The 24,782-nt window shown below is 50.6% G+C and carries 19 protein-coding genes; 9 read left to right on the forward strand and 10 right to left on the reverse strand.

Features of this window, described 5'->3' with window-relative positions; genetic code table 11:
• The first annotated feature begins 453 nt into the window (after positions 1-453).
• From EFB08_RS19890 to thrC, 3 genes are read left to right on the forward strand one after another with little or no spacing between them, the layout of a single operon-like run.
• Entirely contained in the window at positions 454-1,857 is a 1,404-nt protein-coding gene (locus EFB08_RS19890) for an aspartate kinase (protein WP_125077816.1), read from the forward strand.
• Positions 1,858-1,867: 10 nt separating this feature from the next.
• Complete coding sequence (locus tag EFB08_RS19895; RefSeq protein ID WP_123128737.1) at positions 1,868-2,833, forward strand: homoserine kinase; 966 nt, start codon at positions 1,868-1,870, stop codon at positions 2,831-2,833.
• Positions 2,830-4,149 carry a threonine synthase gene (gene thrC, locus EFB08_RS19900; RefSeq protein ID WP_123128738.1) on the forward strand — a complete coding sequence of 440 codons (1,320 nt, stop codon included), beginning with the start codon at positions 2,830-2,832 and terminating at the stop codon, positions 4,147-4,149. The genes EFB08_RS19895 and thrC overlap by 4 nt, the downstream gene beginning before the upstream one ends.
• A 92-nt stretch (positions 4,150-4,241) precedes the next feature.
• On the opposite strand, the gene EFB08_RS19905 is transcribed toward thrC, so the two are convergent.
• The 7 genes from EFB08_RS19905 to lepA all read right to left on the reverse strand — a co-directional run bounded on the left by EFB08_RS19905 (position 4,242) and on the right by lepA (position 12,751).
• Positions 4,242-5,123, reverse strand: coding sequence for a bifunctional 5,10-methylenetetrahydrofolate dehydrogenase/5,10-methenyltetrahydrofolate cyclohydrolase (locus tag EFB08_RS19905; protein WP_123128739.1), 882 nt, complete (start codon positions 5,121-5,123; stop codon positions 4,242-4,244).
• Positions 5,124-5,349: 226 nt separating this feature from the next.
• Entirely contained in the window at positions 5,350-6,897 is a 1,548-nt protein-coding gene (locus EFB08_RS19910) for a DHA2 family efflux MFS transporter permease subunit (protein WP_123128740.1), read from the reverse strand.
• A gap of 2 nt (positions 6,898-6,899) precedes the next feature.
• Positions 6,900-7,940, reverse strand: a complete 1,041-nt coding sequence (locus EFB08_RS19915; protein ID WP_123128741.1) for an HlyD family secretion protein — start codon at positions 7,938-7,940, stop codon at positions 6,900-6,902.
• A 17-nt stretch (positions 7,941-7,957) separates the two neighbouring features.
• On the reverse strand, positions 7,958-9,331 hold the full coding sequence (locus EFB08_RS19920) for a TolC family protein (RefSeq protein ID WP_227006417.1): 1,374 nt from the start codon (positions 9,329-9,331) through the stop codon (positions 7,958-7,960).
• Positions 9,328-9,960: a TetR/AcrR family transcriptional regulator gene (locus tag EFB08_RS19925; protein WP_123128743.1), complete on the reverse strand. Its 633-nt coding sequence runs from the start codon at positions 9,958-9,960 to the stop codon at positions 9,328-9,330. The genes EFB08_RS19920 and EFB08_RS19925 overlap by 4 nt, the downstream gene beginning before the upstream one ends.
• A 217-nt stretch (positions 9,961-10,177) precedes the next feature.
• Positions 10,178-10,909 carry a DUF4184 family protein gene (locus EFB08_RS19930; protein ID WP_123128744.1) on the reverse strand — a complete coding sequence of 244 codons (732 nt, stop codon included), beginning with the start codon at positions 10,907-10,909 and terminating at the stop codon, positions 10,178-10,180.
• Between the two features lie 54 nt (positions 10,910-10,963).
• Positions 10,964-12,751 carry a translation elongation factor 4 gene (gene lepA / locus EFB08_RS19935; protein ID WP_123128745.1) on the reverse strand — a complete coding sequence of 596 codons (1,788 nt, stop codon included), beginning with the start codon at positions 12,749-12,751 and terminating at the stop codon, positions 10,964-10,966.
• 232 nt (positions 12,752-12,983) lie between these two features.
• Here lepA and EFB08_RS19940 point away from each other — a divergent pair, with 232 nt between their 5' ends.
• A complete protein-coding gene (locus EFB08_RS19940) occupies positions 12,984-13,544 on the forward strand; it encodes a DUF1003 domain-containing protein (RefSeq protein ID WP_123128746.1) in 561 nt (186 codons plus the stop codon).
• 55 nt (positions 13,545-13,599) lie between these two features.
• On the opposite strand, the gene EFB08_RS19945 is transcribed toward EFB08_RS19940, so the two are convergent.
• Complete coding sequence (locus EFB08_RS19945; protein ID WP_123128747.1) at positions 13,600-14,226, reverse strand: trimeric intracellular cation channel family protein; 627 nt, start codon at positions 14,224-14,226, stop codon at positions 13,600-13,602.
• A gap of 184 nt (positions 14,227-14,410) precedes the next feature.
• Between EFB08_RS19945 and EFB08_RS19950 the strand changes: the two genes are divergently transcribed.
• The 3 genes from EFB08_RS19950 to EFB08_RS19955 all read left to right on the forward strand — a co-directional run bounded on the left by EFB08_RS19950 (position 14,411) and on the right by EFB08_RS19955 (position 19,054).
• Positions 14,411-17,818 carry a methylmalonyl-CoA mutase family protein gene (locus EFB08_RS19950; protein ID WP_123128748.1) on the forward strand — a complete coding sequence of 1,136 codons (3,408 nt, stop codon included), beginning with the start codon at positions 14,411-14,413 and terminating at the stop codon, positions 17,816-17,818.
• 363 nt (positions 17,819-18,181) lie between these two features.
• The gene (locus tag EFB08_RS23920) at positions 18,182-18,310 is read left to right on the forward strand and encodes a hypothetical protein (RefSeq protein ID WP_262707490.1); all 129 of its coding nucleotides are present in this window, start codon (positions 18,182-18,184) and stop codon (positions 18,308-18,310) included.
• Between the two features lie 120 nt (positions 18,311-18,430).
• Positions 18,431-19,054, forward strand: coding sequence for an FKBP-type peptidyl-prolyl cis-trans isomerase (locus EFB08_RS19955; protein ID WP_123128749.1), 624 nt, complete (start codon positions 18,431-18,433; stop codon positions 19,052-19,054).
• Positions 19,055-19,308: 254 nt separating this feature from the next.
• On the opposite strand, the gene EFB08_RS19965 is transcribed toward EFB08_RS19955, so the two are convergent.
• Positions 19,309-19,671: a hypothetical protein gene (locus tag EFB08_RS19965; RefSeq protein ID WP_125077817.1), complete on the reverse strand. Its 363-nt coding sequence runs from the start codon at positions 19,669-19,671 to the stop codon at positions 19,309-19,311.
• Positions 19,672-20,099: 428 nt separating this feature from the next.
• Between EFB08_RS19965 and EFB08_RS19970 the strand changes: the two genes are divergently transcribed.
• A complete protein-coding gene (locus EFB08_RS19970) occupies positions 20,100-22,046 on the forward strand; it encodes a KUP/HAK/KT family potassium transporter (RefSeq protein WP_123128752.1) in 1,947 nt (648 codons plus the stop codon).
• 165 nt (positions 22,047-22,211) lie between these two features.
• Here EFB08_RS19970 and EFB08_RS19975 read toward each other — a convergent pair whose 3' ends face one another.
• On the reverse strand, positions 22,212-24,014 hold the full coding sequence (locus EFB08_RS19975) for a M61 family metallopeptidase (RefSeq protein WP_227006418.1): 1,803 nt from the start codon (positions 24,012-24,014) through the stop codon (positions 22,212-22,214).
• Positions 24,015-24,138: 124 nt separating this feature from the next.
• On the opposite strand from EFB08_RS19975, the gene EFB08_RS19980 reads away from it, so the two are divergent.
• Positions 24,139-24,741, forward strand: a complete 603-nt coding sequence (locus EFB08_RS19980) for a C40 family peptidase (RefSeq protein ID WP_165864977.1) — start codon at positions 24,139-24,141, stop codon at positions 24,739-24,741.
• Positions 24,742-24,782: the final 41 nt, after the last annotated feature.

Genomic DNA, 24,782 nt, shown 5'->3' on the forward strand with positions numbered 1-24,782 from the left:
AGAAAACAGCCTCTAAACGGGTAAGGGTTATATAAAGCCAACAAGCGATTTCCCTGATAAGTTGCCGTTCTGGCACGCTTTGCGGGAACCCTCTTGCCGAAAACGCAAAGGTAACCATTCCATCCCAGATTGCGCGCCCTGCCTTTTTGGAGGATGTTGACCTAAAGAATAAAGATTTTTCATCTTTTTAGCCGATTCTTTCAAAACATTTTAGATATTGGCGACACCAATGGCTAAAACTCTCAACATAGTATCTCCGGTACTTTCTTCTTTCCCAGAAGAAACGGCTACGTGTGTTTTGGCTACCTCCATTTCTACAGGTATTATCACCATTACCCCTCCGGGGGTATAGCTGCACATATCGTCCGTTTCTAAGGCCAAAATATATTGGCTTCTTCGGCCTTGTGGCCGGAAATCATCGTAGAATTAACGTTTTCCTTAACGCCTGACCTCATGCTGGTTATGAAATTTGGAGGCACCTCTGTGGCCAACGCCGGTGCTATCCGTCAACTGATCTCCATTGTCCGGGAGAAAAACAACCCCAGAATGCTGGTGGTGGTCTCGGCCATGTCCAAAGTCACCGATCTGCTCATCAGCCTTTACCAACAAGCCGCGGGCCATGATGCCGCTTACCTTGATCTGATTACCCAACTGGAAGCCAAACACATGGAAGCCATTGAAGACCTGGTTCCTATGAGCCAGCAGATTGAGATCAAAGGCCGTATCAAGATGATCTTTCGGGAACTGGAAGACGTTTGCCGCGGCATTTACCTGCTGGACGAGCTCAGCGACAACACCAAAGCCCGCGTCATGGCCTACGGCGAGCGCCTTTCCTCCGCCATCGTGTCGGTGGCGTTTCAGCACCACGGCCTTCCTAACACCCTGGTAGACAGCCGCGATTACATCATCACCGATACTACTTACCTCAACGCCAAGGTAAACCTGAAAGCCACCTACGCACAGATGCAGGACTTGCCGCAGGTTGAATTGATTGTGGCACCCGGCTTTATCTCGCGCTCCGCGGATGGCAAAACCACCGTTTTGGGCCGGGGTGGCTCCGATTACACCGCTTCTTTGTATGCGGCCGCTTTACAGGCCGAGGCCCTGGAAATCTGGTCAGACGTGGATGGCATGTACACCACCGATCCCCGTAAAGCGGCCGCAGCCTATTCTATTGAGGAACTCAGCTACGAAGAAGCCATGGAACTGGCGTATTTCGGGGCAAAGGTATTGTACCCTCCTACCATCGCGCCGCTCGTTTCGGCCAAGATTCCGCTGGTGCTCAAGAACACCTTCAACCCTAGCCACAAAGGAACCTTAATTACGGCCAATCCCGCTCCTAGTCAGCAGAACGTAAAAGGCATCTCCTGCATTGACCACATTGCGGTGCTCACGGTAAGCGGTAGCGGCATGGTGGGTGTGCCGGGGGTGGCCATGCGCCTGTTCAAAGCCGTGGCTTTGGAGTGCATCAACATCTACTTTATCACGCAGTCTTCCTCAGAGCAGAGCATCACCATAGGCCTGGCCGAAGCCGAAGGAGAGAAAGCGGTTCAGGCCATTTCCCAGGAATTCTCCGATGACATTTCGCAGGGATTGTTGAACCCAGTCAGCCTAGAGACACCCATGAGCATTGTGGCCCTGGTAGGCAACGGCATGATCCAGCAACCCGGTATTGCGGGCAAGGCGTTCTCTCTTTTAGGCGATCACCAGATTAACATCAGGGCTATTGCGCAGGGCGCCACGGAGCGCATCATCTCCGTCGTCTTGAATACCAACGATGCCCACCGGGCCGTAAACCTGCTCCACGATTGCTTCTTTGTCTCAACCCCAGAACCCTCGGCCGCCACTTTGGCCTAAATCTTTTATTATGGATAATTCTACTTTTGTCAAGGCCTATGCTCCCGCTACCGTAGCCAACGTGTGTTGCGGCTTTGACGTGCTGGGGTTTGCCTTAGACCAGCCCGGCGATGAAGTATGGGCCCGGAAATCAGAAACCCCCGGTATCACCATCTCTGACATTCAGGGCATAGAAAACCTGTCCTTTGACCCGAAGGAAAACGTGATTGGCGTGGTGGCCCAGAAGATGCTGGACACCTTAGGTGTTTCTACCGGAATAGAACTGCAGTTGCACAAAGGCATGCCGGTGGGCAGCGGATTGGGCAGCAGTGCCGCCAGTTCCGCCGCCGCCGCTTTCGCCGTGAATGAATTGCTGGGTTCCCCGTTCTCCACCCAGGATTTGGTGGTCTTCGCCATGGAAGGCGAACGTAAAGCCTCTGGCTCTGCCCACGCCGATAATGTGGCTCCTTCCCTCTTGGGCGGCTTTGTGCTGGTGCGCGACTATGACCCGCTAGACGTGGTGCCCCTAGGTGTGCCTTTGGAGTTGTACTGCACCATCCTGTATCCGCAGATTGAACTCAAAACCTCGCTTTCCCGCAGTATTCTCAAGCAAGAGATTCCTTTAAATAAAGGCATCCGGCAGTGGGGCAACCTAGCGGGTTTAATGGCCGGTTTGCTGAAAAAGGACTATAATCTGATTGGCCGCAGCCTGCACGATGAAATCTTTGAACCCGAGCGTTCGGTGCTCATTCCCTTGTTTAAACAAGTAAAAGCGGCTGCAATTGAGGCTGGGGCATTAGGCGGTGGTATTTCCGGTTCGGGACCTTCCATCTTCGCGTTGTCTGCTTCTTTGGAAAAAGCCCAAGCGGTGAAAGAAGCCATGGAAGCTATCTACGCCGGAAGCGGCATTGAAACCAAAACGTACGTATCTCAGGTGCCAGAACAAGGTGTTCGCCTGGTGGCCCAATCAACTTTCCAACCTGTCTTGCCTCTATGAACTACTACAGCACCAACGACTACTCCTCAGAGATGAGTTTCAAGGAAGCGGTCATCAAAGGCCTTCCCCGAGACAAAGGACTTTTCTTTCCGCGGGAAATTCCAACGCTAGGCGAAGACTTTTTTGAGTCGCTTCCCTCTCTTTCATTGCCTGAGATAGCCTTCGAAGTTCTGCAACCGTATGTCACCCCAGATATTTCTCCGGATGACCTCAGGAAAATTTGCGCTGAGGTGTTCACCTTTCCTATTCCCCTGGTGGAGGTAGAAAAAGACATCTATTCTTTGGAACTCTTCCACGGACCCACCTGCGCCTTCAAAGACGTAGGCGCCCGGTTTATGTCGCGCTGTTTACAGGCCTTCGCCGAGCCGGACCGACCAGTAACGGTGTTGGTGGCCACATCCGGTGACACAGGCAGTGCGGTAGCCAACGGTTTCCTGGGTTTAGACAACATTGACGTGGTAGTGGTGTACCCCCAGTTTGGCGTGAGCGAAATCCAGGAAATGCAGTTCACTACGCTGGGCCAGAACACCAGCGCGGTAGGGATTGAAGGCACGTTTGACGATTGCCAGACCCTTGTTAAACAAGCCTTTTCAGACGAGGAGTTAAACCAGAAGAGGAACCTGTCTTCGGCCAATTCCATCAACGTGGCGCGGTGGTTACCCCAGATGGTCTACTACTTCTACGCTTGGGGACAATGGAAAAAACTAAACCCAGAAGCGGAGCAAGTCACCATCTCGGTGCCCAGCGGAAACTTCGGGAATCTGGCGGCTGGCCTTTTGGCCCGACAAATGGGTCTGCCGGTCACCTATTTTGTGGCGGCCACTAACCGCAACAAGATTGTTCCCGATTATTTGGAGTCGGGTGTGTACACCCCTGCTCCCTCGGTGTGCACCATTGCCAATGCCATGGACGTGGGTAGCCCTAATAACTTCCCACGGATCCAAGAGCTTTTCGGGCATAACCTGGAAAACCTGCAGAAAGTAGTCAAAGGTTTCTGGGCCGATGACGAGGAAATCAAAGACACCATCAAACAGGTGCATCAGGAAACAGGCTATATGTTAGACCCGCACGGGGCAGTTGGGTACTTAAGCCTACGGCAGTTGCTTCCTGAACTGAAAACGCCCGGTATTTTCCTGGAAACCGCGCATCCGGCTAAGTTCAAGAAAAGCATGGAAGAAGTTTTGGGGCAGGAAATTGAGTTACCGGAGCAGTTAAAGGTTTTCCAGGGAAGGCAGAAACAGGTAACTGATATGCCAAATGACTTTGACGGGTTTAAACTGCTCTTAATGCAGAAACACAAAGAAGGAACATTGTAGCCTTTTAGGGCCGTTTTTCCAGAAACAGCCTGAAAGCAGAAAAGCCCCATCTACTTATATATAGTTGGGGCTTTTTCTTTTAGTGAGTAGAATTAAGAATACACTTCTTTTTTAGCAGCGCGCAAGGTGTTCTTCAACAACATGGAGATGGTTAGGGGGCCAACGCCACCGGGTACCGGGGTGATGTAACTGCACTTGGGAGCCACGTTATCAAAATCAACGTCGCCGCGCAGGCGCCAGCCTCTTTCGCGGGTGGCATCGTTGACGCGGGTGGTGCCTACGTCAATTACTACAGCGCCTTCTTTCACCATGTCTTCGGTGATGAGGCCGGGCTTGCCGACGGCTACAATCAGAATATCCGCCTGGCGGGTATGGGAAGCTAAGTCAACGGTATTGCGGTGGCAGATGGTGACGGTGGCTTCGCCGGGAATGGTGCATTTGCTCATCAAGATGCTGATGGGCGTGCCTACAATATTGCTTCGGCCTACCACCACGCAGTGTTTGCCTTTGGTGTCAATGTTGTAGCGTTCCAGCAACTGCATGATGCCGTACGGGGTGGCGGGTAGATAGGCGGGCAAACCGGCGACCATGCGGCCCACGTTCACGGGATGGAAACCGTCTACGTCTTTTTTGTAGTCCATTACTTCAAGCACTTTGTCTGGACTGATGTGCTTGGGAAGCGGCAACTGGACAATCAATCCGTCAATTTCTGCGTCTTCGTTGATTTCCTTGATCTTGGTCAGGAGTTCTTCTTCGGTGATGTCAGTTTCATAGTGCAGCAAGGTAGAGGCAAAACCTACGCGCTCACAGGCAATCACTTTGTTGTTGACATACGTCATTGAACCTCCGTCCTGGCCCACTAGAATAGCGGCTAAGTGAGGTACCTTTCCACCTTGTGCTTTGATTTCGGCCACTTCTGCGGCAATCTCCTGTTGGATTGCTTCAGAGGTTTTCTTTCCGTCTAAAAGGGTCATGGGTACGAGAAATGAGAGATGATACAAGGCGCAAAAGTACAAGCCATTAGGGAAAGTGCCTCGGGTTTTTGGAGTTATTTCCCAGAAACTACTATGAAACAAACTTCCTCTTCTTTTCCTCCTACGCTGGCGTTAAAACCTGCTATTGCCTTCGCCTGAAAGCATTTAGGGCCTGGTTTTAAGAAACCAGGCCCTAAACAGGATATGCAATGAATTGGAAGTTCGGTTAATGCACCTCTACCGGCACGTTGGTGTTCTTTTTGAACTTCTGCAGGTACAGCAGTGGAATGGAGCACAGCATAATCATGCCCGAAACCCAAAACGCATCGGTGTAAGACAGCAGGGCCGTCTGTTTCATGACCATTCCTTCCACCGCTTTGTAGGCGGCTTTCTGGGCATCCATGAACGTGTAGCCTTTGCTGATGAAGTTCTGCATGAGGCCTTGCAACCTTTGGGAGAAAACCGGGTTGTACTCGTTGATGTTCACCAGCAGGTTATTGCGGTGGAAGCCCTGGCGCACGTGAATGAGCGTGGTCAACGCCGCAATCCCGAATGAACCGCCCAACTGGCGCATCATGTTGTTCAAGCCGGTTCCCTGTCCAATCTCAGAGCCTTTCAGATCCTGGATAGCCAAGGTTGTCAACGGTACGAACAGCAAGGCCATCCCGATACCCCTGATCGCCAGTGGCCAGAAGAAGTCACCAGTGCCCGAGAGCAAGGTAGAGTGGTTCATCATCATCGCGAAGACGAAGAATAAAAGCATACCGCCCGTAGCCATAAATTGGGCCGGAACGCCTTTCTGCAGCATCTTGCCAATGAACGGCATCATCATGATGGTAAACACCCCGCCTGGCAGCAACAGCTTACCCGATTGCTGCGCCGTGAAGCCCAGCAAGCCCTGCGTGAACACCGGGAACACGAACATGGAACTGTACAACCCGAAACCCAACACGAAGGACGTAAACATCCCCACCGAGAAGCTCCGGTGCCGCATGATCCTGAAGTTCACAATAGGGTACTCAAACGTGAGCTCGCGCCAGATGAAGAGCAGCGTCCCGATGACCGCCGTAGCTGACAGCACAATGATGTAGGTGGCCGCAAACCAATCCTCGGTCTCCCCTTTCTCCAGCACAATTTGCAGACTACCTACGGCAATGGCCAACAGCGCAATGCCCCACCAGTCCACCGGCTTACCGCCTAGCTCGCGCGGGGTCTTCTTGATAAATAGGTACGTGGCAATGGCCGCCATAATTCCCACCGGAATGTTCACGTAGAAAATCCAGGGCCAGGAGTAGTTATCGGTGATGTAGCCCCCGATGGTGGGTCCCAAGGTAGGTCCTACCACGGCACCCAGACCGAACAATGCGGTAGCGGTTCCTACCTGCTCCTTCGGCCAGGCTTCCAGCAGAATGGATTGGGAGGTGGACAACAAGCCGCCCCCGGCCAAACCCTGCAGAATCCTGAAGATCACCAGTTCCTCCAAACTCGTAGCGTTTCCGCAGAGGAAAGACACCAAGGTGAAGACGATGATGGAGAACAGGAAGTAGTTCTTGCGGCCAAACCTACTGCCCAACCACCCTGACATAGGCAGGATAATCACGTTGGCCACGGCGTAACCCGTCACAATCATGGCTACGTCTTCCAGCGTGGCACCCAGGTTTCCCTGAATCTGGGGCATGGCGACGTTCACGATGGTGGTGTCAATGAGCTCCAACAGTGCCGCCGAGATCACCGTGATGGTGATAGCCCATTTTTTTAATCCGGTTTCTGCCATCTTTATTCTTGAATCAGAACTGATGTTTTCACACTCATGCCAGGGCGAAGTCTTTTCATCAGCTCAGGAGAGGCGTTGATTTTAATTTTAACGGGTACGCGTTGCACCACTTTCACGAAGTTACCGGTGGCGTTGTCTGGCGGCAGCAAAGAGAATTTGGCACCAGTAGCGGGTGAGAAGTTGTAGATTTGCCCTTCTACCTTGGCATCTGGGAACGCATCTACCTCAATCTCCACTTTCTGCCCTTCGCGGATTTTCTCCAGTTGGGTCTCTTTGAAGTTAGCCGTCACAAAGATGCTGTTGTCATTCACAATAGAGAACAGGCTTTGCCCGGCTTGCACCAACTGGCCTTTCTGCACATTTTTCTTAGACACAATACCGCTGGCCGGTGCCGTAATGGTGGTGTAAGACATCTGCAGTTTCGCGAAGTCTACATCGGCTTGCCGCTGGTTTACGCCGGTGTTGGTCACCGTCAATTGCGAACGGGTGGTACCCACTTGCTGCAACGCGGCTTTGTACTGGTCCTGCGCGGCCTGGTAGTTAGCCTGGGCTACGTCACGATCTGCTTTGGCTTGTTCAAACTGCTGCTGGGTAATAGAACCGTCTTTGATTAGGTTGGCGAAACGGTTGTAGTCCTGGTTGGCTTTCCAGAGGCGCACGCGGGTGGCTTCAATGTTGGCTTTGGCCGTGGTGGCGTTGGCCGCGGTGGCCGTGATTTGCGCCTGGGAAACCCCAGTGTTGGCGCTGGCTCCCTGCTGGGCGGCCAAGGCTTGCTCTACCTTGATGGCGTAATCTCGGTCATCCAGTTTCACCAGCACCTGACCTTGCGTTACGTGGGTGTTTTCCTCAAATAGGATAGTATCTACGTACCCGCTCACGCGCGCCACTACCGGACTAATATCTGCGTCAATCTGGGCATCATCGGTGTCTTCGTGCTTGCTATAGTATAAGTATTCTTTCACGCCAAAGAATCCGCCAATAATCAGGACCAAGCCTAAGATGATGGGGATGACTTTATTGGATTTCTTTTTCTCAGTTTCCATTCTAGTGTGTGCTCTTATTAGTCAATGATGTTACCGGTTGATTTCAATAAGGTGTAGTACGCCAGTCCCGCATCAGCGCGGGCCAATTCCAGGTTGATTAAGGCTTGGTACAGGCGGGTCTGCGCCTCAATTCTGTCTGTGGCACTGGCTACTTTGTTTGTGTAGCGGGAAGCCTCGCTACGGTCGTTTTCCTCCGCTTGCGCTATGGAAGTCTGTAAAATGATAATCTTGTCCAGCGCCAGCAGGTACCGTTGGTAATTCTGGTTTACCTCGGTTTTCAGTTGGTCAGTTGTCAGCTCACGGCTGATGTCCAGCTGGGTTTTCTGGATCTTGGCCTCGGCAATCTTGTTTTTATTGGTCCAGAGGCGGTCAAAGTTCCAGGCGGCCGTTACCCCCAAAGTACCCACGCTCAATGCCCCGTGAGACGGTGGAATAAATGAACCGCTCGGGTTGATGTGGTAGGCATCGGCGGCGGCTACCAGGGCAGGCAACGCATCGGCTTTGATAGACTTGATGTTGTTGTCTGCGGCGCGGCTGTTCAGGTCAAGGACATGTAGTTCCTCGCGGTTGGTAAGGGCAGAATCTACGTAGGCAGCCAGTGAAACCGTGCGTCCGTCCGGTGCAGCGGCGTCTTCCACTACCAGGTCATTGTTCTCAGGCAGGCCTAACAACACATTTAGGTTGTAGACCACAATCTTGCGGTTCGTTTCCAGGTCGGCACCGGTCAACTCCACGTTGCTACGTTGTAGTTGGAAGCGCAGCACATCATTTTTAGTCACAATGCCTTGCTCAAAAAACCGCTGCGATTGCTTTATCTGCTTGTCAATGGCCTGTAGGTTTTGCGCTACCACTTTCTGGCTCTGCTGCAACTTATATAGGTTGTAGTAGGCACTGGTGATGGTATAGGCGATTTCTTCCTTGTCCTTCTCGGCATCCAGACGCGCCACCTGCGCCATGAGATCGGTAGATTCTTTTGCATACTTGAGCTTGTTTCCGGCGAAGATGACCTCCTGCACTGATAAAGTTCCTAAGAAAGCATCGGCGCGTTTCGGTAAATAGAACGGGTCTGCTTCTTTGGACATTTGTAAGACGTTGGAAGGAATCTCAGCGTGGTTGTAGGTATAGCTGGCACTGGCTTTCGGCTTGGCTTCATCTTTTACCTGATTGTAGCGAGAAATTGCCTGGTCTACTTTGGTCTGGGACAAACGTAGCACTTTGCTGTTCTGCACACCCAGCTGCACCGATTCCTGTAAGTTCAGGTGCTTCGCATCTTGTGCCGCCACAGGTTGGGAGAAAGCCATCATCAGGCTAAGTCCCCCCATCACTGCTGCCTTTATAACTCCCCGTCCAATAACCGGATGTTCAGGAGAAGCATTGATTCTTAGTTTCATTTTATAAGTAAGTGTGTTTTTAGAGAGTCTTGTAAGTAAGCCAGCAGGCGCGGCTTCATTTCATCTTGCAGCACCTGGTCGTCCAGTAAGTCCATGTTCAGGATTTTGGAGGCCAGACGGCGCGAGTTGATGATATAGTTCACCGTCCCGAAGATGCTGACCACGGTCATTTCAATGTCAACTGGTCTGAATTCACTTTTCTGGATGCCTTCCTCCAGAATCTGGTGCACCAGCATCACATTCCGGTAAAGGTTATCTAGCACAAAATCAGTCAACTCAGAGCCGGACCGAAGCACGGAAATCTCCCGGAAGATAATCTTGTGGAAGTATTTGCTCGTGGCCACGCGGATCACGTACAGTTGCACAATCTGGATGATTTTCTCCCAGGAGGAGGTGTCTTGCTGAGCAATCTCCTCGAAGCCTTTCTTCATGTGGCCCATCCTACGCTCCACCACCGCCATCAAAAGGCCGTCTTTGGACCCGAAGTAATAGTTGAGCATGGCCATGTTCACGCCTGCCTCTTGCGCCAGCAACCGGGTAGAAGCACCATCATAGCCCAACTCCCCGAACACGCGTTCCGCCACATTCAGGAGGTGCTCTTTCTTGTCTATTTTTTCTTTCGCAGTCATTTTGTAAAAAGTCGGGCAAAATTAATCAATCGATTGATTAATAAACAAGGCGGAATTTGATTTTGTTTCTTCAACTGCAACAATTCCTTCTTGATGAGGAAGATATATTTGAATCTAGGTATTGGACTTCTCTCCCGCATAAAGGAAAACCCCTGCTTGGGGGCTATTTTTGTAAAACAGCCCCCAAACGCAGGGATTGAAAAACTGCGTGTGAAATCTACGTTTTAGAAAAGTTTATAAAAGAAGTAGCCACCAGCAACCCCAACAACCCGGCGGTTATAGCAGTCATGATGGTGTCATCCATGGTCATCTCGCGGTCTCTGATGGCAAACCTGAGAATGAAGGTGGGTACGGTAATGAGGATGACGATTCCCCAGAAAAGGAAAAAGGTGGATTGCAGCCCCTCTTTGGAAGAAAGTGGCAATTTAAGAGCTTCTGCTATCAGGAAGACTCCGAGCACTAAACTACTGAGGTATTGCAGGATATGGTAGCCGGGTACGGCGTGCCCTACCAGCTCATACCGGGTGCTTAACAAGGAAAAGTTGTTTGCGGTCCAGCCATAGTAGTGGGTAAAATCATCACAAATCAAATGGATTACTGTTCCCAGAAAAGCAGAGATAACTACAATCAGCCAATTTTCTTTGAAGTAGGCCAGCCAGTCAAAGCCTTTGTACACCGATAACCTATTGCGTAGAAATGGTAGCGAATGGTCTATCAAAGGATTCCTAATCCAGCAATGGTAGAGAATAGCCACAACGAGAACGACCGGAATGTCAAACAGGAAAATGCCTTTTAGCGTGTGGCTGATGTCCGTTTCGGCCCGCATTCTGAAAAAGAATTCAAAATCTGGAGCCATGCTCCCCAACACCAAAGCCGTTAAAGAAACTCGCTTATTAGATACGTATTTAAAAGGAATGATGACCGCAGGGTGCGAGAAAGTAAAAGGCATACTGCATGGCTGAAATGTATGAAAAAACCCGATGCCTTCACATCGGGTTTCAAATCAATCTAGTTTAAGAACTGCCAGGAAGGCTTCCTGCGGTATTTCCACGTTGCCCACTTGGCGCATACGCTTCTTCCCTTTCTTCTGCTTTTCAAGGAGTTTCCGTTTACGGGAAATATCCCCGCCGTAGCACTTGGCCAATACGTTTTTACGAAGGGCTTTCACCGTCTCCCGGGCGATAATCTTCTGCCCGATTGCGGCCTGAATAGCGATCTCAAACATTTGGCGTGGCAACAATTCCTGCAGTTTCTCGCAGAGGCGTTTGCCCCAGTCATAGGCTTTATCACGGTGCACGATGGCACTCAGGGCATCCACTTTCTCGCCGTTCAACATGATGTCCAACTTTACCATGTGCGATTCCCGGAACCCGATGAGTTCGTAGTCCAGGGAGGCATAACCGCGGCTGATGGTCTTCAGTTTATCAAAGAAGTCAAACACGATTTCGGCCAATGGCATCTCAAACACCAATTCCACGCGGTCGGCGGTCAGGAAGTTCTGGGCCTTCAGGATGGCGCGTTTGTCCATACAAAGGGAGATGATCGGGCCGATGTACTCCGCTTTAGAAATGATCTGCGCCTTGATGAACGGCTCCTCAATGTGGTCAATGAAGTTAGGCTCCGGCATCTCAGACGGGGCATTCACTTTGATCTCGCCGTCTTTGGTCGTGAAAGCCTTGAACTGCACGCTTGGTACCGTGGTGATCACGGTCATGTCAAATTCGCGCTCCAGACGTTCCTGCACAATCTCCATGTGGAGCATGCCTAAGAACCCGCATCGGAATCCGAAGCCCAAAGCAGCCGAGGTTTCTGGTTCCCACACTAACGAAGCATCATTCAACTGAAGCTTCTCCATGGAAGAACGAAGCTCTTCATATTCAGTTGTTTCCACCGGATAGATACCCGCGAATACCATCGGCTTCACCTCTTCAAACCCCTGAATCTGGATGGTGTCTGGGTTGGCAGCCTGGGTAATGGTATCCCCTACTTTTACTTCTTTTGCGTTCTTGATACCCGAGATCAAGTAACCCACATTTCCGGCGCCCATGATCTGCTTGGGTTCCTGGTTCAGCTTGAGTACGCCAATCTCGTCCGCCTCGTATTGTTTGCCGGTGGCAATGAATTTTACCTTGTCGCCTTTGCGCAACGTGCCGTTCATGATCCGGAAGTACACCTCAATACCGCGGTACGAGTTGAACACCGAGTCAAAGATCAAAGCTTGCAACGGAGCATCGGGGTCACCTTTGGGAGCCGGAATGCGTTCGCAGATGGCAGCCAGGATTTCGGCAATGCCGATGCCCGCCTTCCCTGAGGCATGGATGATATCTTCCTTCTCGCAACCAATCAGGTCAATAATCTGGTCACTTACCTCCTCCGGCATGGCGTGCGGCAGGTCAATCTTGTTCAGAACCGGAACAATCTCCAGGTCGTTGCCAATGGCCAGGTACAGGTTAGAGATAGTCTGGGCTTCAATCCCCTGGGAGGAGTCCACAATCAGGAGAGCGCCCTCGCAGGCGGCAATGGAACGAGACACCTCGTAGCTAAAGTCCACGTGACCAGGCGTATCAATCAGGTTCAGAATATAGTCTTCCCCTTTATAGTTATAGTTCATCTGGATGGCGTGGCTCTTGATGGTGATGCCGCGTTCCCGCTCCAGATCCATGTTATCCAATAACTGGTGCTGCATTTCCCGCTCGGTCACCGACTGGGTAAACTCCAGCAGACGGTCGGCCAGGGTACTTTTGCCGTGGTCAATATGCGCAATGATGCAAAAATTGCGGATGTTCTTCATAGAAATCAGTTACAATCAACAAAGATAAGAAAGAAAACCGAGCCTCTGGAACGCATCTGGGAGCTTGCGTTTAATTTTTACGTTTCCTGCGGTGTTTTGGAGCTGTTTTCTTTAAATAACCCATAAAACCTGCTTCCTTTTGCCTAATTCATTTTAGCCCCTGTAAATTTCTGGTTTCTGACTCCTCTTCTTCTGCCTGATGCCGTATAACTGCACCTAAACAGTAGTAATCATGGCAGAAAATAAAGATACAGGGGTGTTCAAAGGAACGGAGGGGCACATGGCCGAGATTGTGGAGCGGAACATCAAGGCGTTGCTGGCCCGCCGGAAACAGGAAGATAATTCGCGGAATCTATCTGAGCGGATTTCCGATGCCGTGACGAAGTTCACAGGGAGTATGCTGTTTGTGGTCATCCACTTACTGATGTTCGGGATTTGGGTAGTTTGGAACCTGGGTTGGCTGGGCCTTCCGCCCTTTGATGAGTCTTTTGTAGTGCTGGCCATGTTCGCGTCAGTGGAAGCCATTTTCCTGTCCACATTTGTGCTCATCAGCCAGAACCGTTCCAGCATTCAGGCAGACAAACGTGCCGATCTTGATCTACAAGTTAGTTTACTGGCCGAACATGAAATAACGCGTTTGGTAACCTTAGTCACCGCCATCGCCCAGAAAATGGATATCCAGGAAGCCCATGACCCCGAGATCAATGAACTAGCCCATGATGTGCAGCCCGAAAAAGTGATGGACACCATGGAAAAGCACCAGGAGCACATAGAGGAAAATAAAAAGAACTAAACAGAAAGCCGGTCTGCTTTGGACCTCTTTTCCTGAAACAGCCTTAAAACCAACCTTATTCTTCTGGGTTCAAGTTTGGAAAGGCCCATTTCAGCCGCACCGCCAAAATCCTGATTAAAATAATGATGGCAATGGCAATCCAGACGGGAACGCCGGGCGGTACGGGAGCCAGACGCATGAGCAGGTAAGACGCACCTCCCACCAGGCAGGCCGTGGCGTACACCTCCCGGCGGAAGATCAAAGGAATCTCGTTGCATAGAATATCCCGCACTACTCCCCCGAAAACGGCGGTCACCACGCCCATGACCAAGGCAATCAACGGCGGCACTCCCAACCGGAGCGCTTTTTCCATACCTAAAATAGTGAACAGCGCAATACCCACGGTATCAAACAAAAACATGGTTCTCCTGAACCGCCCTATTTCCTTTCTGAATACCAGCGTCACCATTACGGCAATAAAAACGGTCACCAATAGCCTTTCCTCCTGAATCCAAACCGGTCTTAGGTTCAGCAGCAAGTCCCGTACCGTACCTCCGCCCAAAGCCGTGGCAAACGCGATAACAGAAGCCCCAAACGGATCCAGCTTTTTGTCAATGGCGGTTTGGGTGCCACTGATGGCGAACACAAAGGTGCCTATCACATCAATAAAAGGAATGAGCGCTAAGGGAGGAAGTTCAGGCATTGGCTTCAATTTTTGGTAAACTACGCAAAAGCAGCCAGCCGCGGTACCTGATTCTGAACGAAAGCCATTTTGAGGCTGTTTTAAAGAAAGTACCCCTGAAACCCTACAAGAGAGTTTACCCCACCTCCTCCATTCTATCTGAAAATTCGTACTTTCGCATACCGTTCACTAGCTAACCTAACAAATGTCAGTTACTACTGTACAACCCTACAAACCGGTTAACCACATCCGCATTGTCACCGCCGCTTCCCTGTTTGACGGCCACGATGCGTCTATCAATATCATGCGCCGCATCATTCAGGCATCGGGCGCCGAGGTCATTCACCTGGGCCATAACCGCTCCGTGCAGGAGATCGTGGACTGTGCTATTCAGGAAGATGCACAGGCTATTGCCATCACCTCCTACCAAGGCGGCCACCTGGAGTACTTCAAATACATGTATGACCTCCTCAACGAGCGCGGTTGCGGCCATGTGCGCATTTTCGGCGGCGGCGGCGGAGTGATACTTCCTACAGAAATTGAGGAACTGCATGGCTACGGTATCGCCCGCATTTATTCCCCAGACGACGGACGCGCTATGGGCTTGCAGGGCATGATCAACGATATGCTGGAAAAATGCGACTTCCCCACCGGCCAGAACCTGAACGGAGAGGTAAAGCACCTGAAAGAAAAAGACATCAAATCCATCGCCCGCCTGATATCCGCTGCCGAGAACTTCCCCGAGGAATTCGCACGGGTGAAAGAGCAATTGATCTCAGGCGTTGACCAACAAGCCACAACCAACGGACAATCAACAACGCCAGTGCTGGGAATCACCGGTACCGGTGGCGCTGGTAAGTCTTCATTGGTGGATGAACTGGTGCGCCGTTTCCTGATGGATTTCCAGGACAAGACCATCGCCATCATCTCGGTAGACCCTTCAAAACGCAAAACAGGTGGTGCCTTGTTGGGTGACCGTATCCGGATGAACGCCATCAGCAACAGCCGCGTGTACATGCGCTCCCTGGCCACTCGCCAAAGCAACCTAGCCTTGAGCCGCTACGTGCAAGATGCTGTGGATGTGGTGAAGGCCGCCAACTTTGATTTGATCATCCTGGAGACCTCCGGTATTGGCCAGTCAGACACCGAAATCATTGAGCATTCAGACGCCAGCCTGTACGTGATGACGCCTGAGTACGGTGCCGCCACCCAACTGGAGAAAATAGACATGCTGGACTTCGCCGACATCATTGCGCTGAACAAGTTTGACAAGCGCGGTGCCTTGGATGCAATCCGGGATGTGAAGAAACAGTACAAGCGCAACCACCAGCTGTGGGACGTGAGCGATGACGAGATCCCGGTATTCGGAACCATTGCCTCTCAGTTCAATGACCCAGGTATGAACCGTTTGTACAAGGCGGTGATGGCAAAGATCTCTGAGAAAACCGGGGTTAGCTTTGATTCCCAGATTCAGGCCACTGGTGAGATGTCAGAGAAAGTGTACATCATCCCTCCTGCCCGCACGCGCTACCTTTCTGAAATTGCCGAGAACAACCGCAGTTATGATAAGTGGGTGCAGGACCAGGCCAGCGTAGCTCAGAAACTGTATGGCATCCGGCAGTCTATTGAAGCCATTCAAGCCATTGAGGTAGAAGATAAAGATCGCTTGATTAAAGGGTTAGAGTACGCCTACGAAGAAACTGCTTTAAGGCTGGACGGCCAAAACAAGAAGCTGCTGGAAGGTTGGCCCGAGAAACGCCAGGCGTATAAAAATGAGTTCTACGAGTTCAAGGTACGGGATAAGGTACTGAAAATTGCCACCCACACTGAGAGCCTTTCGCACCTTCAGATTCCGAAGATCTCTACGCCGCGCTATGAGGCTTGGGGCGACTTACTGAAGTGGAACCTGCAGGAGAACGTTCCCGGTGAATTCCCTTACACCGCGGGCGTGTTCCCCTTCAAGCGCGAAGGCGAAGACCCCACCCGTATGTTCGCCGGAGAAGGCGGACCAGAGCGCACAAACCGGCGCTTCCACTACGTAAGTAAAGGCTTGCCCGCTAAGCGTTTATCTACTGCTTTTGACTCCGTTACTTTATATGGCGAAGACCCAGACCTTCGGCCAGATATCTACGGTAAAATTGGGAACTCAGGGGTAAGCATCTGCTGCCTAGATGATGCCAAGAAACTGTACTCAGGCTTCAACCTGGCTCATCCGATGACTTCGGTATCCATGACCATCAACGGTCCGGCCGCTATCTTGACGGGCTTTTTCATGAACGCCGCCATTGACCAGCAATGTGAGTTGTACATCAAGGAGAACGGGTTAGAGGCCGAAGTAAACGAGCGTATTGAGGCTATTTTCGCAGAAAAAGGTCAAAAACGTCCGGTGTACCAAGGCGAATTACCTGACGGGAACGATGGTTTGGGGCTGATGCTCTTAGGCGTGACCGGCGATCAGGTGTTACCGGCAGACATTTACGGGCAGATCAAAGAGAAAACCCTGGCCTCGGTACGCGGTACGGTTCAGGCCGATATCCTGAAGGAAGACCAGGCCCAGAACACCTGTATTTTCAGCACCGAGTTCGCGCTGCGTCTTATGGGTGACGTGCAGCAGTACTTCATTGACCACAACGTCCGGAACTTCTACTCGGTTTCTATCAGTGGCTATCACATTGCCGAGGCGGGGGCCAACCCTATTTCGCAATTGGCCTTCACACTGGCGAACGGTTTCACCTTTGTGGAGTATTACGTGAGCCGCGGCATGGACATCAACGCGTTTGCGCCTAACCTGAGCTTCTTCTTCTCCAACGGCATTGACCCGGAATATGCGGTGATCGGTCGGGTGGCCAGAAGAATATGGGCGAAGGCCATGAAATTGAAGTATGGCGCAAACGCCCGTTCGCAGATGTTGAAGTACCACATCCAGACTTCGGGCCGCTCGCTGCACGCCCAGGAGATAGACTTCAATGACATCCGGACTACGCTTCAGGCTTTGTATGCAATTTATGACAACTGTAATTCCCTGCATACGAATGCTTACGATGAGGCCATCACCACGCCAACCGAGGCATCGGTACGTCGCGCCATGGCCATCCAGCTCATCATTAACCGTGAGTTAGGATTAGCCAAAAATGAAAACCCACTGCAAGGCTCCTTCATCATTGAAGAACTCACCGATCTGGTGGAGGAAGCGGTATTGCTGGAATTTGACCGCATCACAGAACGTGGCGGTGTGTTAGGTGCCATGGAGACCATGTACCAGCGCGGTAAGATTCAGGAGGAAAGCCTATATTACGAGACCCTGAAGCATACCGGTGAATACCCGATTATTGGCGTGAACACCTTCCTGAGCAGCCAGGGCTCTCCTACGGTGATTCCGTCGGAAGTGATCAGAGCTACCGAGGAAGAGAAGCAGTACCAGATTTCCATGCTACAGGAGTTGCAGGCGCGGCATTCAGATAAAACCCCTGCCCGTTTAAAGCAATTACAGGAAGTAGCGGTACACAACGGCAACATCTTTGAGGCAATTATGGAAACCTCCAAATACTGCTCTTTGGGCCAAATCACTAATGCGCTGTTCGCCGTGGGTGGTCAGTACCGACGCAACATGTAGTAGGAGGAATCTTAGGGTCTGAGTCTTAGGTCTAGAATCTTAATAGTAGAAAGAGTATCAGAGAGGAGCCGATGAAAGTTGGCTCCTCTCTGTTTTGGGCCCTTTATTGAAAAAGGGGTAGGAATCACGTTTAGCCTCTTATAAAGTAGGTTTCACTTTTCCGGTGCTGCTATTCAAAAACTAAGATTACAGACAAGGGTTTGAGGGCCTTTGTAAACAGGTTCAAAACTATTTTCAAGACGCTTTATGGCTTTATTATCAGAATTTTATATATTTAATACAAGGGTAATAATTAGGTTACTGATAAGTTAACCAGATTGTAGAATATTACGTTTATACTATAAACGCTCTAAGGGTAACGCCATGAAAACTATCGCCACTATCTCCTCCATTCTGATTATTGGTGTGCTGGGTATCTATGCCACTACTTGGCTGTCGCCAGGAAACATTCCCCTGGATCTTTCAGAGGAAGACATTCACCTATATCTCTAAAGCTTGTAGAAAGACCAGCTTATTCATACCCCTCCTAAAACCCCGCGTTGACGGGGTTTTGTGTTCCAATACCATCCAAATTCCATAGAAACCGTACCTTTACCTTACAAAAGAAAAACTATGGAATTAAAAGACCTTTCCCAAAAAATCAGCTACATCATTGGCCGAGACATGGCAGCCAACTTTGCCAAGCAAGGCATTGAAGTAGAACCCGAAGCATTGCTTTTCGGTCTTAAAGAAGCTATCAGCGGAAATCCTTCTAAGCTTGACCAGAACGAGGTGCAGCAGGCGATGATGCAACTGCAGATGCAGATGCAGGAAAAACAACAAGCTACGGCAGGTGCCTCCGGCGAGGAGAACAGAAAAGAAGGTGAAGCCTTTTTAGAGGCTAACAAAGAGAAAGAGGGCGTACACGCTTTGCCAAGCGGCCTGCAATACCAGGTGCTGGAAAGCGGATCGGGCAGGACCCCAACCAGAAACTCCAACGTAACCACCCATTACCACGGCACGCTCATTAACGGCACCGTATTTGATTCGTCTTACGAGCGGGGCGAACCTGCTACGTTCCCGGTAAACGGCGTGATTGCCGGCTGGACCGAAGCCCTCCAGCTGATGAAAGAAGGAGACAAATGGCGCTTGTTCATCCCCGGTAACCTGGCCTATGGTTCCCGTGGTGCTGGCGGAGACATTGGACCAAATGCCACCTTGATTTTTGATGTGGAATTAATCACCGTCAACAACTAAGGTACCTTTCAAGTTAAAGCACAAGGGGAATTTGCCAGCCCGCAGGTTCCCCTTGTGCTTTATTACCTTCTTAGGTTTAGGTTTGATCGCCTGCCTTTTCTTCCACTTACTGCTCCAACTCTTCGCACAGGGGGGTAAACGGATACAGGTTCCTGAGGCACTCTTTAGGTACCTTTTCATAAAAGGAATCTAAAAACACCTGCTCCTTTTAGGGCTTTTTCGGAAAAGAAGGCTTTAAACGGAAATCAGGCGTTCTATAAAGAATTGGAGGGAGTGTCATGCTCCAGCCAATCTACCGCTTCGTTTATCTGGGTGAAATAATTGATGGTGATAGGAAGGTTGAACTTACAGACCCGGTTCAAAGAGTATTCATGGATCATCTGTTTGTATTTAGAATCAGACATCACCAGGGCAACATGAAGGCCCTCAGGCACAAACGAGGTGTCATCGCTCTGCAGCATACTTAATTCCCACTCTTCCGCTTCAGCAGACAAGATTCCCCGGTGACAGGTATTGATCAGGCATTTATTTAGATTGTTTTCCTTGATAAGGGTAAACAATTCCTCTATCCCTTTTCTGCATTCTTCCAACCCAACATCCTTTCTCCATTTTAACATGGCTATCCGTGTGGATGTATCCAGCCATACTTTGAAGAAATCTGTATCAGCTTGCATTATATTCTTTTTCGTATACAATTTTGTATTTATTAATTTTTAAGATTGTGCTTTGCACCCCTATTTATACTAATTTGATGTAAATTATAAATTAAAAAATACCTATCCAAATGAGGAAGTAAATATGCCTCTAAACTTTTCTAGATAAAGCCTAAAATATATTGGAAAAGGTACATACCTCTTGAATAAGCCAGAAAAGTCCATTCAATCTATTGGGGTAAAATGCCTTCAGGAAACCTATTTAAATTCGTGAATAGCTATTACTTTTGCCGACTTTCTTCTCGGGAGGAGAAACTTACCCAAGGGTGGCAAAACAAACTGTTAGCCCATGGTAAGTAGCATTGACCTGAGGTTTTTACGAACTGATTACAATGGATAACTCTAGTCACGCACAACGAGTATCGGGTGCGGGTTTGTTGATTGCCTTAGGTATTATTTACGGTGACATCGGGACCTCTCCGCTGTACGTGATGAAAGCCATCATCGGGTCCTCTCCCATCAATGCCACCCTGGTGTACGGGGGTATTTCCTGCGTGGTCTGGACCCTCACTCTCCAAACGACCATCAAATATGTCATCCTTACCCTACAGGCTGACAATAATGGCGAGGGTGGCATCTTCTCCCTGTTTGCCTTGGTACGGCGCCATGCCAAGTGGCTTACCGTACCGGCTATGCTGGGGGGTAGCGCACTCCTAGCCGATGGAGTCATCACGCCGCCTATTTCGGTTTCATCAGCGGTAGAAGGCTTGCTCCTGCTCAACCCAGATATTCCTACAGTACCCATTGTAATCGGTATTCTGGTGCTCCTTTTCTTGTTGCAGAGTTTCGGGACCCAGATTGTAGGCAAGGCTTTCGGGCCGGTGATGTTCGTATGGTTCAGTATGCTGGCCATTTTGGGTGTCCTTTCTGTGATGGAGCATCCCGAGATCCTCAAATCCCTGAACCCCTATTATGCCTATGACTTGCTGGTGAATTACCCGGGAGGTTTCTGGTTGTTGGGCGCGGTTTTCCTGTGTACGACGGGTGCTGAGGCCCTTTACTCAGATTTAGGGCACTGCGGCAAAGGGAACATCCGGGTTAGTTGGGTCTTTGTGAAAACCTGCCTTTTGCTTAATTATTTCGGGCAAGGGGCCTGGCTGATGCAGTATGAAGGTAAAAAGCTGGTTTCCTTGGGCACTGTCAATCCGTTTTATGGCATCATGCCGGAGTGGTTCCTGCTCTTCGGGATAATTATTGCTACCATTGCGGCGGTAATCGCGAGCCAGGCCCTTATCACGGGTTCTTTTACCCTGATTGGGGAAGCCATCCGGTTGAACATGTGGCCGAAGGTGCGCCTGATCTATCCTACCAACGTGAAGGGCCAGTTGTACGTGCCCAGCATCAACCTGCTGCTTTTGCTGGGGTGCGTGGCGGTGGTGCTGTATTTCGAGGAATCGGCGAACATGGAAGCCGCTTACGGGTTGGCGATTACGGTCACCATGCTGATGACGACTACCCTGCTAAGCTATTATCTTCTTACCAAACGAGTGGCGAAGGTGGGTGTCTTTATCTTTTTGGCGGTTTACCTGGCCATTGAAGGTTCTTTCCTGATTGCCAACTTAATCAAGTTTCCGCACGGGGGTTGGGTGACGCTGCTGATCGGGTTTATCTTGATATCGGTGATGTACATCTGGCTCAAGGCTTTTTTCATCAAACGCCGGCTCACCGAGCATGTTTCCTTGCCTGAGTATGTACCCGCCCTTCGGGAACTGAGCGAAGACGAGACCATCCCGAAATACGCGACTCATCTGGTGTTCATGACCAGCGCCGATCGCTCATCAGAGATTGAGTCCAAGATCATCTATTCCATCTTCCAGAAAAGACCCAAGCGGGCCGATATCTACTGGTTTGTGCACGTGCAGACCATGGATGAGCCGTATACCATGGAGTACAAGGTGAACGTACTGGCCGAAAAAGATGTAGTCCGAATTGATTTCCGGTTGGGGTTTAGGGTAGAGCAACGCATCAACCTGTTCTTCCGGAGAGTAGTGGAAGACTTGGTAAAAAACAAAGAGGTGGATATTACCAGCCGCTACAGCTCCCTGAACAAACAGAATCTCATTGGAGATTTCCGGTTTGTGGTGCTAGAGAAGTTCCTGAGTTACGAAAACGACCTCCCCTTCTGGGAAAACACCATCATGCAGTCGTACTTCAACATAAAGCAATTCACCACCTCAGAAGGCAAATGGTTCGGGCTTGACACCAGTTCGGTGAAAATAGAGAAAGTGCCCCTGATCATTAAACCAGCCCGCGAAGTTGAACTGATGCGCATCAAATAACGCCTTTCGCCTTGGAAAATAAAAATGGCTAAGCTTTCCTGAAGAGGTAGATTTAAGTCCCTTTTCCTGAAAAAGCCCTAAAACAGAAAGGCCGCTCCAGTGAGCGGCCTTTCTGTTTTAGGGCTGTTAATTTTAGGCTGTTTCCTGAAAAAGAGGCTTAAAACGCTATTTGGCGCTGGTCCATTTCAGGTAGCTCTTCTTCTGAACATCTGTGGGCGAGGCGGCCATATCGGCGCGGAACTTCAGGGTCTGATCTTTAAGTAAGGTTACCGGGAGAATCATCAGTTGCCCGCTTCGGTTAAGCACCAACTCCAACACGTCTCCCACGGCATAGGCCGGAATGGATTTGTTGATGTCATCTGAAACCCGGTAGCCGTTCATGCCCAAGATCTCATCGTTCACGTTTAAGCCCGCTTGCCAGGCACTACCGTTACGGGTCACCGTGGTCACCACCGGCTTGCCGCTGGCGGTGGAGATACCGGCTCCTAAAAGTGGCTTGTTCGTGCCTTTGTTTACGTCTGTGAGGGTAATTCCTACGGAGCTGAAATAGGAATTATAGTCCGGAGTCTCTACCCCGTACACGTATCTTCTGAAGAAGTCATCCATAGAACGGCCGGTGAACTTCTCTATGCCCGCCTGAAACTCTTTCTCTGAGAAGCCTCTTTTCTTTTGCTTGTAGTATTGGTCATACAGGGCTTTCATGGCATCGTCTAGGGACTTAGTGCCCTTGGTGGCTTTCAGGATCTCTAAGTCCAGCAACATGCCCAGGAGGCCTCCTTTGCTGTAGTACGAAAGGTGCGTGTTGTAAGAGTTCTCATCGGGCCGGTATTGCTTGATCCAGGCATCGAAGCTGGATTGGGCCGCCGATACTACCTTGTTCCCCGGGGTGTTCTCCACGCTGGTGATGCTGCTGGCAATGTCGTCCAGGTGCTCGCGCTCTGAGGTGAAGCCCGCCCGGCGCATGATCACGTTGGCGTAGTAAGAAGTGAATCCTTCGGAGACCCACAGCATTCTGGAGTAGTTTTCCTGGTTGTAGTCAAAAGGCCCTAATTCCATCGGGCGCAGCCGTTTCACGTTCCAGAGGTGGAAGTACTCGTGGGCAACCAGGTTCAGGAACCCCTTATAGCCTCTCTCGGTGCCATAAGCGGTACGGGTAGCGTGCAGCGTGGTAGAGTTCAGGTGCTCTAATCCGCCGCCGCCCGCGGGTAGGTTATGGACGATGAACAGGTAGTAGGTTATCGGCAACTCTCCAAAGACCTTAGCAGCCTCTTCGGTGACTTTCTTCATATCGGCGGTGAGGCGGGCAGGGTCATAGTTGGCATCACCGAACATGGCTACCTCGTGCTTTACGCCGTTGCTTTCAAAAGACAGGATCTCATGGTTCCCGATCTCAAAAGGTGAATCGGCGAGAATATCATAGTTGGCGGCTTTGTAGGTGTAGGGTTGCCCACTCACGGCCGGAAGCCCCGTAGACACTTTGGCCCATCCTTTGAACGGCACCACAGTAACGGTGGAAGGGAGATCTTTATGGCCTTCTGGGTACATGAACACGCTGGTGCCGTTCAGGTAACCGTGGCTGGCATCAACAAAGCTGGTGCGAACGCTCAGCTCAAAGGCATACACTTTGTATTTTACTGTCACGTCTTTTCCGCCGGTGGCAATGCGCCAGGTGTTCTTATCGATTTTTCCCGCGGAAACGGGAGAATTATTCACCACCGCCTGGAAAGCCTCCACGTTTTTTGGAAACTCTCTAATCAAGTAGGAACCCGGGGTCCAGACGGGCATGGTTACGTCCAGGTTCTTGCCTTTGAAGCCCTCCAGGCGCATTTCCACCTCAAAGTAATGGGTATGCGGCTCAGGCATGGAAAGCCGGTAAGAGATTTTAGGCGCGGCAGCTGCCGCCGTAGAGAAAGCCAAAGCCAGCAGCACCAGCACTCCCGTTGCCCAGGAATGGATTATTTTTTGCATAAAGATGTAAAGTAGTTTGGATTAAGATCGAATATTACGGCTAAAAAGCGGCTTAACCAAAGGCACGGGTATCTCAGGCAACCGCGACCCGTGGTAAATACGTATGCAACACAAAGGATTGAATATGAAAAAAATATGGATCACCTTCGGGGTCTTGCTTTCCCTGCTGGTGCTGTACAAGGTATTTTTCACCGAGGGAGACCTGAGGCGGGCTGGCATTAAACGCACCAGCCTAGACGGCCGGGACAAAGGATTTCACAACGATTCTACCTTGGCCAAACCGGTTCGGCTGGAGAAGAACTCCCCCGGATTGGGCGTGCTGGAAGGAAAATATGTCACAAAAACCGACAGTTTGGTGGCCTTTGCCCTGCAACGGTACGGCACCGAGTACACTTACGGCGGCGTAACAGAAGAAGGCTTTGACTGCTCAGGGTTCATCACCTTCGTGTACAATCAGTTTGGGGTATCTATCCCTCACGGATCTGCGGCGCAAGCCAAACTGGGCGAAACCGTACCTGTGCAGGAAGCCAGAAAAGGCGATCTACTTATTTTCACCGGGACTAACCTGGAAGACCGCACCCCAGGCCATGTGGGCATTGTGATCACCAACCCGCCCAAGGCGGTGCAGTTCGTGCATTCTTCCTCCAATGGGGGTGTAAAAGTAAGCGAGTTAGAAGGTACCCTCTACCAGAAACGCTTCCTTGATGTTAGGCGCGTAATCCCGTAATTTAACCCTTCCTGTTTCAGAGCTGTTTTTCAGAAAAGAGC

This window comes from Rufibacter latericius, from assembly GCF_003721515.1.
Taxonomy (GTDB): Bacteria; Bacteroidota; Bacteroidia; order Cytophagales; family Hymenobacteraceae; genus Nibribacter; species Nibribacter latericius.

What these genes read in the sequence shown, in the direction of transcription:
- EFB08_RS19930 (WP_123128744.1), bottom strand. Translation starts at nt 10,909, where the DNA reads ATGCCTTTTACTTTCTCGCACCCTGCGGTCATCATTCCTTTTAAATAC.
- EFB08_RS19955 (WP_123128749.1), top strand. Translation starts at nt 18,431, where the DNA reads ATGGAATTAAAAGACCTTTCCCAAAAAATCAGCTACATCATTGGCCGA.
- thrC (WP_123128738.1), top strand. Translation starts at nt 2,830, where the DNA reads ATGAACTACTACAGCACCAACGACTACTCCTCAGAGATGAGTTTCAAG.
- lepA (WP_123128745.1), bottom strand. Translation starts at nt 12,751, where the DNA reads ATGAAGAACATCCGCAATTTTTGCATCATTGCGCATATTGACCACGGC.
- EFB08_RS19950 (WP_123128748.1), top strand. Translation starts at nt 14,411, where the DNA reads ATGTCAGTTACTACTGTACAACCCTACAAACCGGTTAACCACATCCGC.
- EFB08_RS19980 (WP_165864977.1), top strand. Translation starts at nt 24,139, where the DNA reads ATGAAAAAAATATGGATCACCTTCGGGGTCTTGCTTTCCCTGCTGGTG.
- EFB08_RS19905 (WP_123128739.1), bottom strand. Translation starts at nt 5,123, where the DNA reads ATGACCCTTTTAGACGGAAAGAAAACCTCTGAAGCAATCCAACAGGAG.
- EFB08_RS19970 (WP_123128752.1), top strand. Translation starts at nt 20,100, where the DNA reads ATGGATAACTCTAGTCACGCACAACGAGTATCGGGTGCGGGTTTGTTG.
- EFB08_RS19920 (WP_227006417.1), bottom strand. Translation starts at nt 9,331, where the DNA reads ATGAAACTAAGAATCAATGCTTCTCCTGAACATCCGGTTATTGGACGG.
- EFB08_RS19965 (WP_125077817.1), bottom strand. Translation starts at nt 19,671, where the DNA reads ATGTTAAAATGGAGAAAGGATGTTGGGTTGGAAGAATGCAGAAAAGGG.
- EFB08_RS23920 (WP_262707490.1), top strand. Translation starts at nt 18,182, where the DNA reads ATGAAAACTATCGCCACTATCTCCTCCATTCTGATTATTGGTGTGCTG.
- EFB08_RS19940 (WP_123128746.1), top strand. Translation starts at nt 12,984, where the DNA reads ATGGCAGAAAATAAAGATACAGGGGTGTTCAAAGGAACGGAGGGGCAC.
- EFB08_RS19945 (WP_123128747.1), bottom strand. Translation starts at nt 14,226, where the DNA reads ATGCCTGAACTTCCTCCCTTAGCGCTCATTCCTTTTATTGATGTGATA.
- EFB08_RS19890 (WP_125077816.1), top strand. Translation starts at nt 454, where the DNA reads ATGCTGGTTATGAAATTTGGAGGCACCTCTGTGGCCAACGCCGGTGCT.
- EFB08_RS19975 (WP_227006418.1), bottom strand. Translation starts at nt 24,014, where the DNA reads ATGCAAAAAATAATCCATTCCTGGGCAACGGGAGTGCTGGTGCTGCTG.
- EFB08_RS19915 (WP_123128741.1), bottom strand. Translation starts at nt 7,940, where the DNA reads ATGGAAACTGAGAAAAAGAAATCCAATAAAGTCATCCCCATCATCTTA.
- EFB08_RS19895 (WP_123128737.1), top strand. Translation starts at nt 1,868, where the DNA reads ATGGATAATTCTACTTTTGTCAAGGCCTATGCTCCCGCTACCGTAGCC.
- EFB08_RS19910 (WP_123128740.1), bottom strand. Translation starts at nt 6,897, where the DNA reads ATGGCAGAAACCGGATTAAAAAAATGGGCTATCACCATCACGGTGATC.
- EFB08_RS19925 (WP_123128743.1), bottom strand. Translation starts at nt 9,960, where the DNA reads ATGACTGCGAAAGAAAAAATAGACAAGAAAGAGCACCTCCTGAATGTG.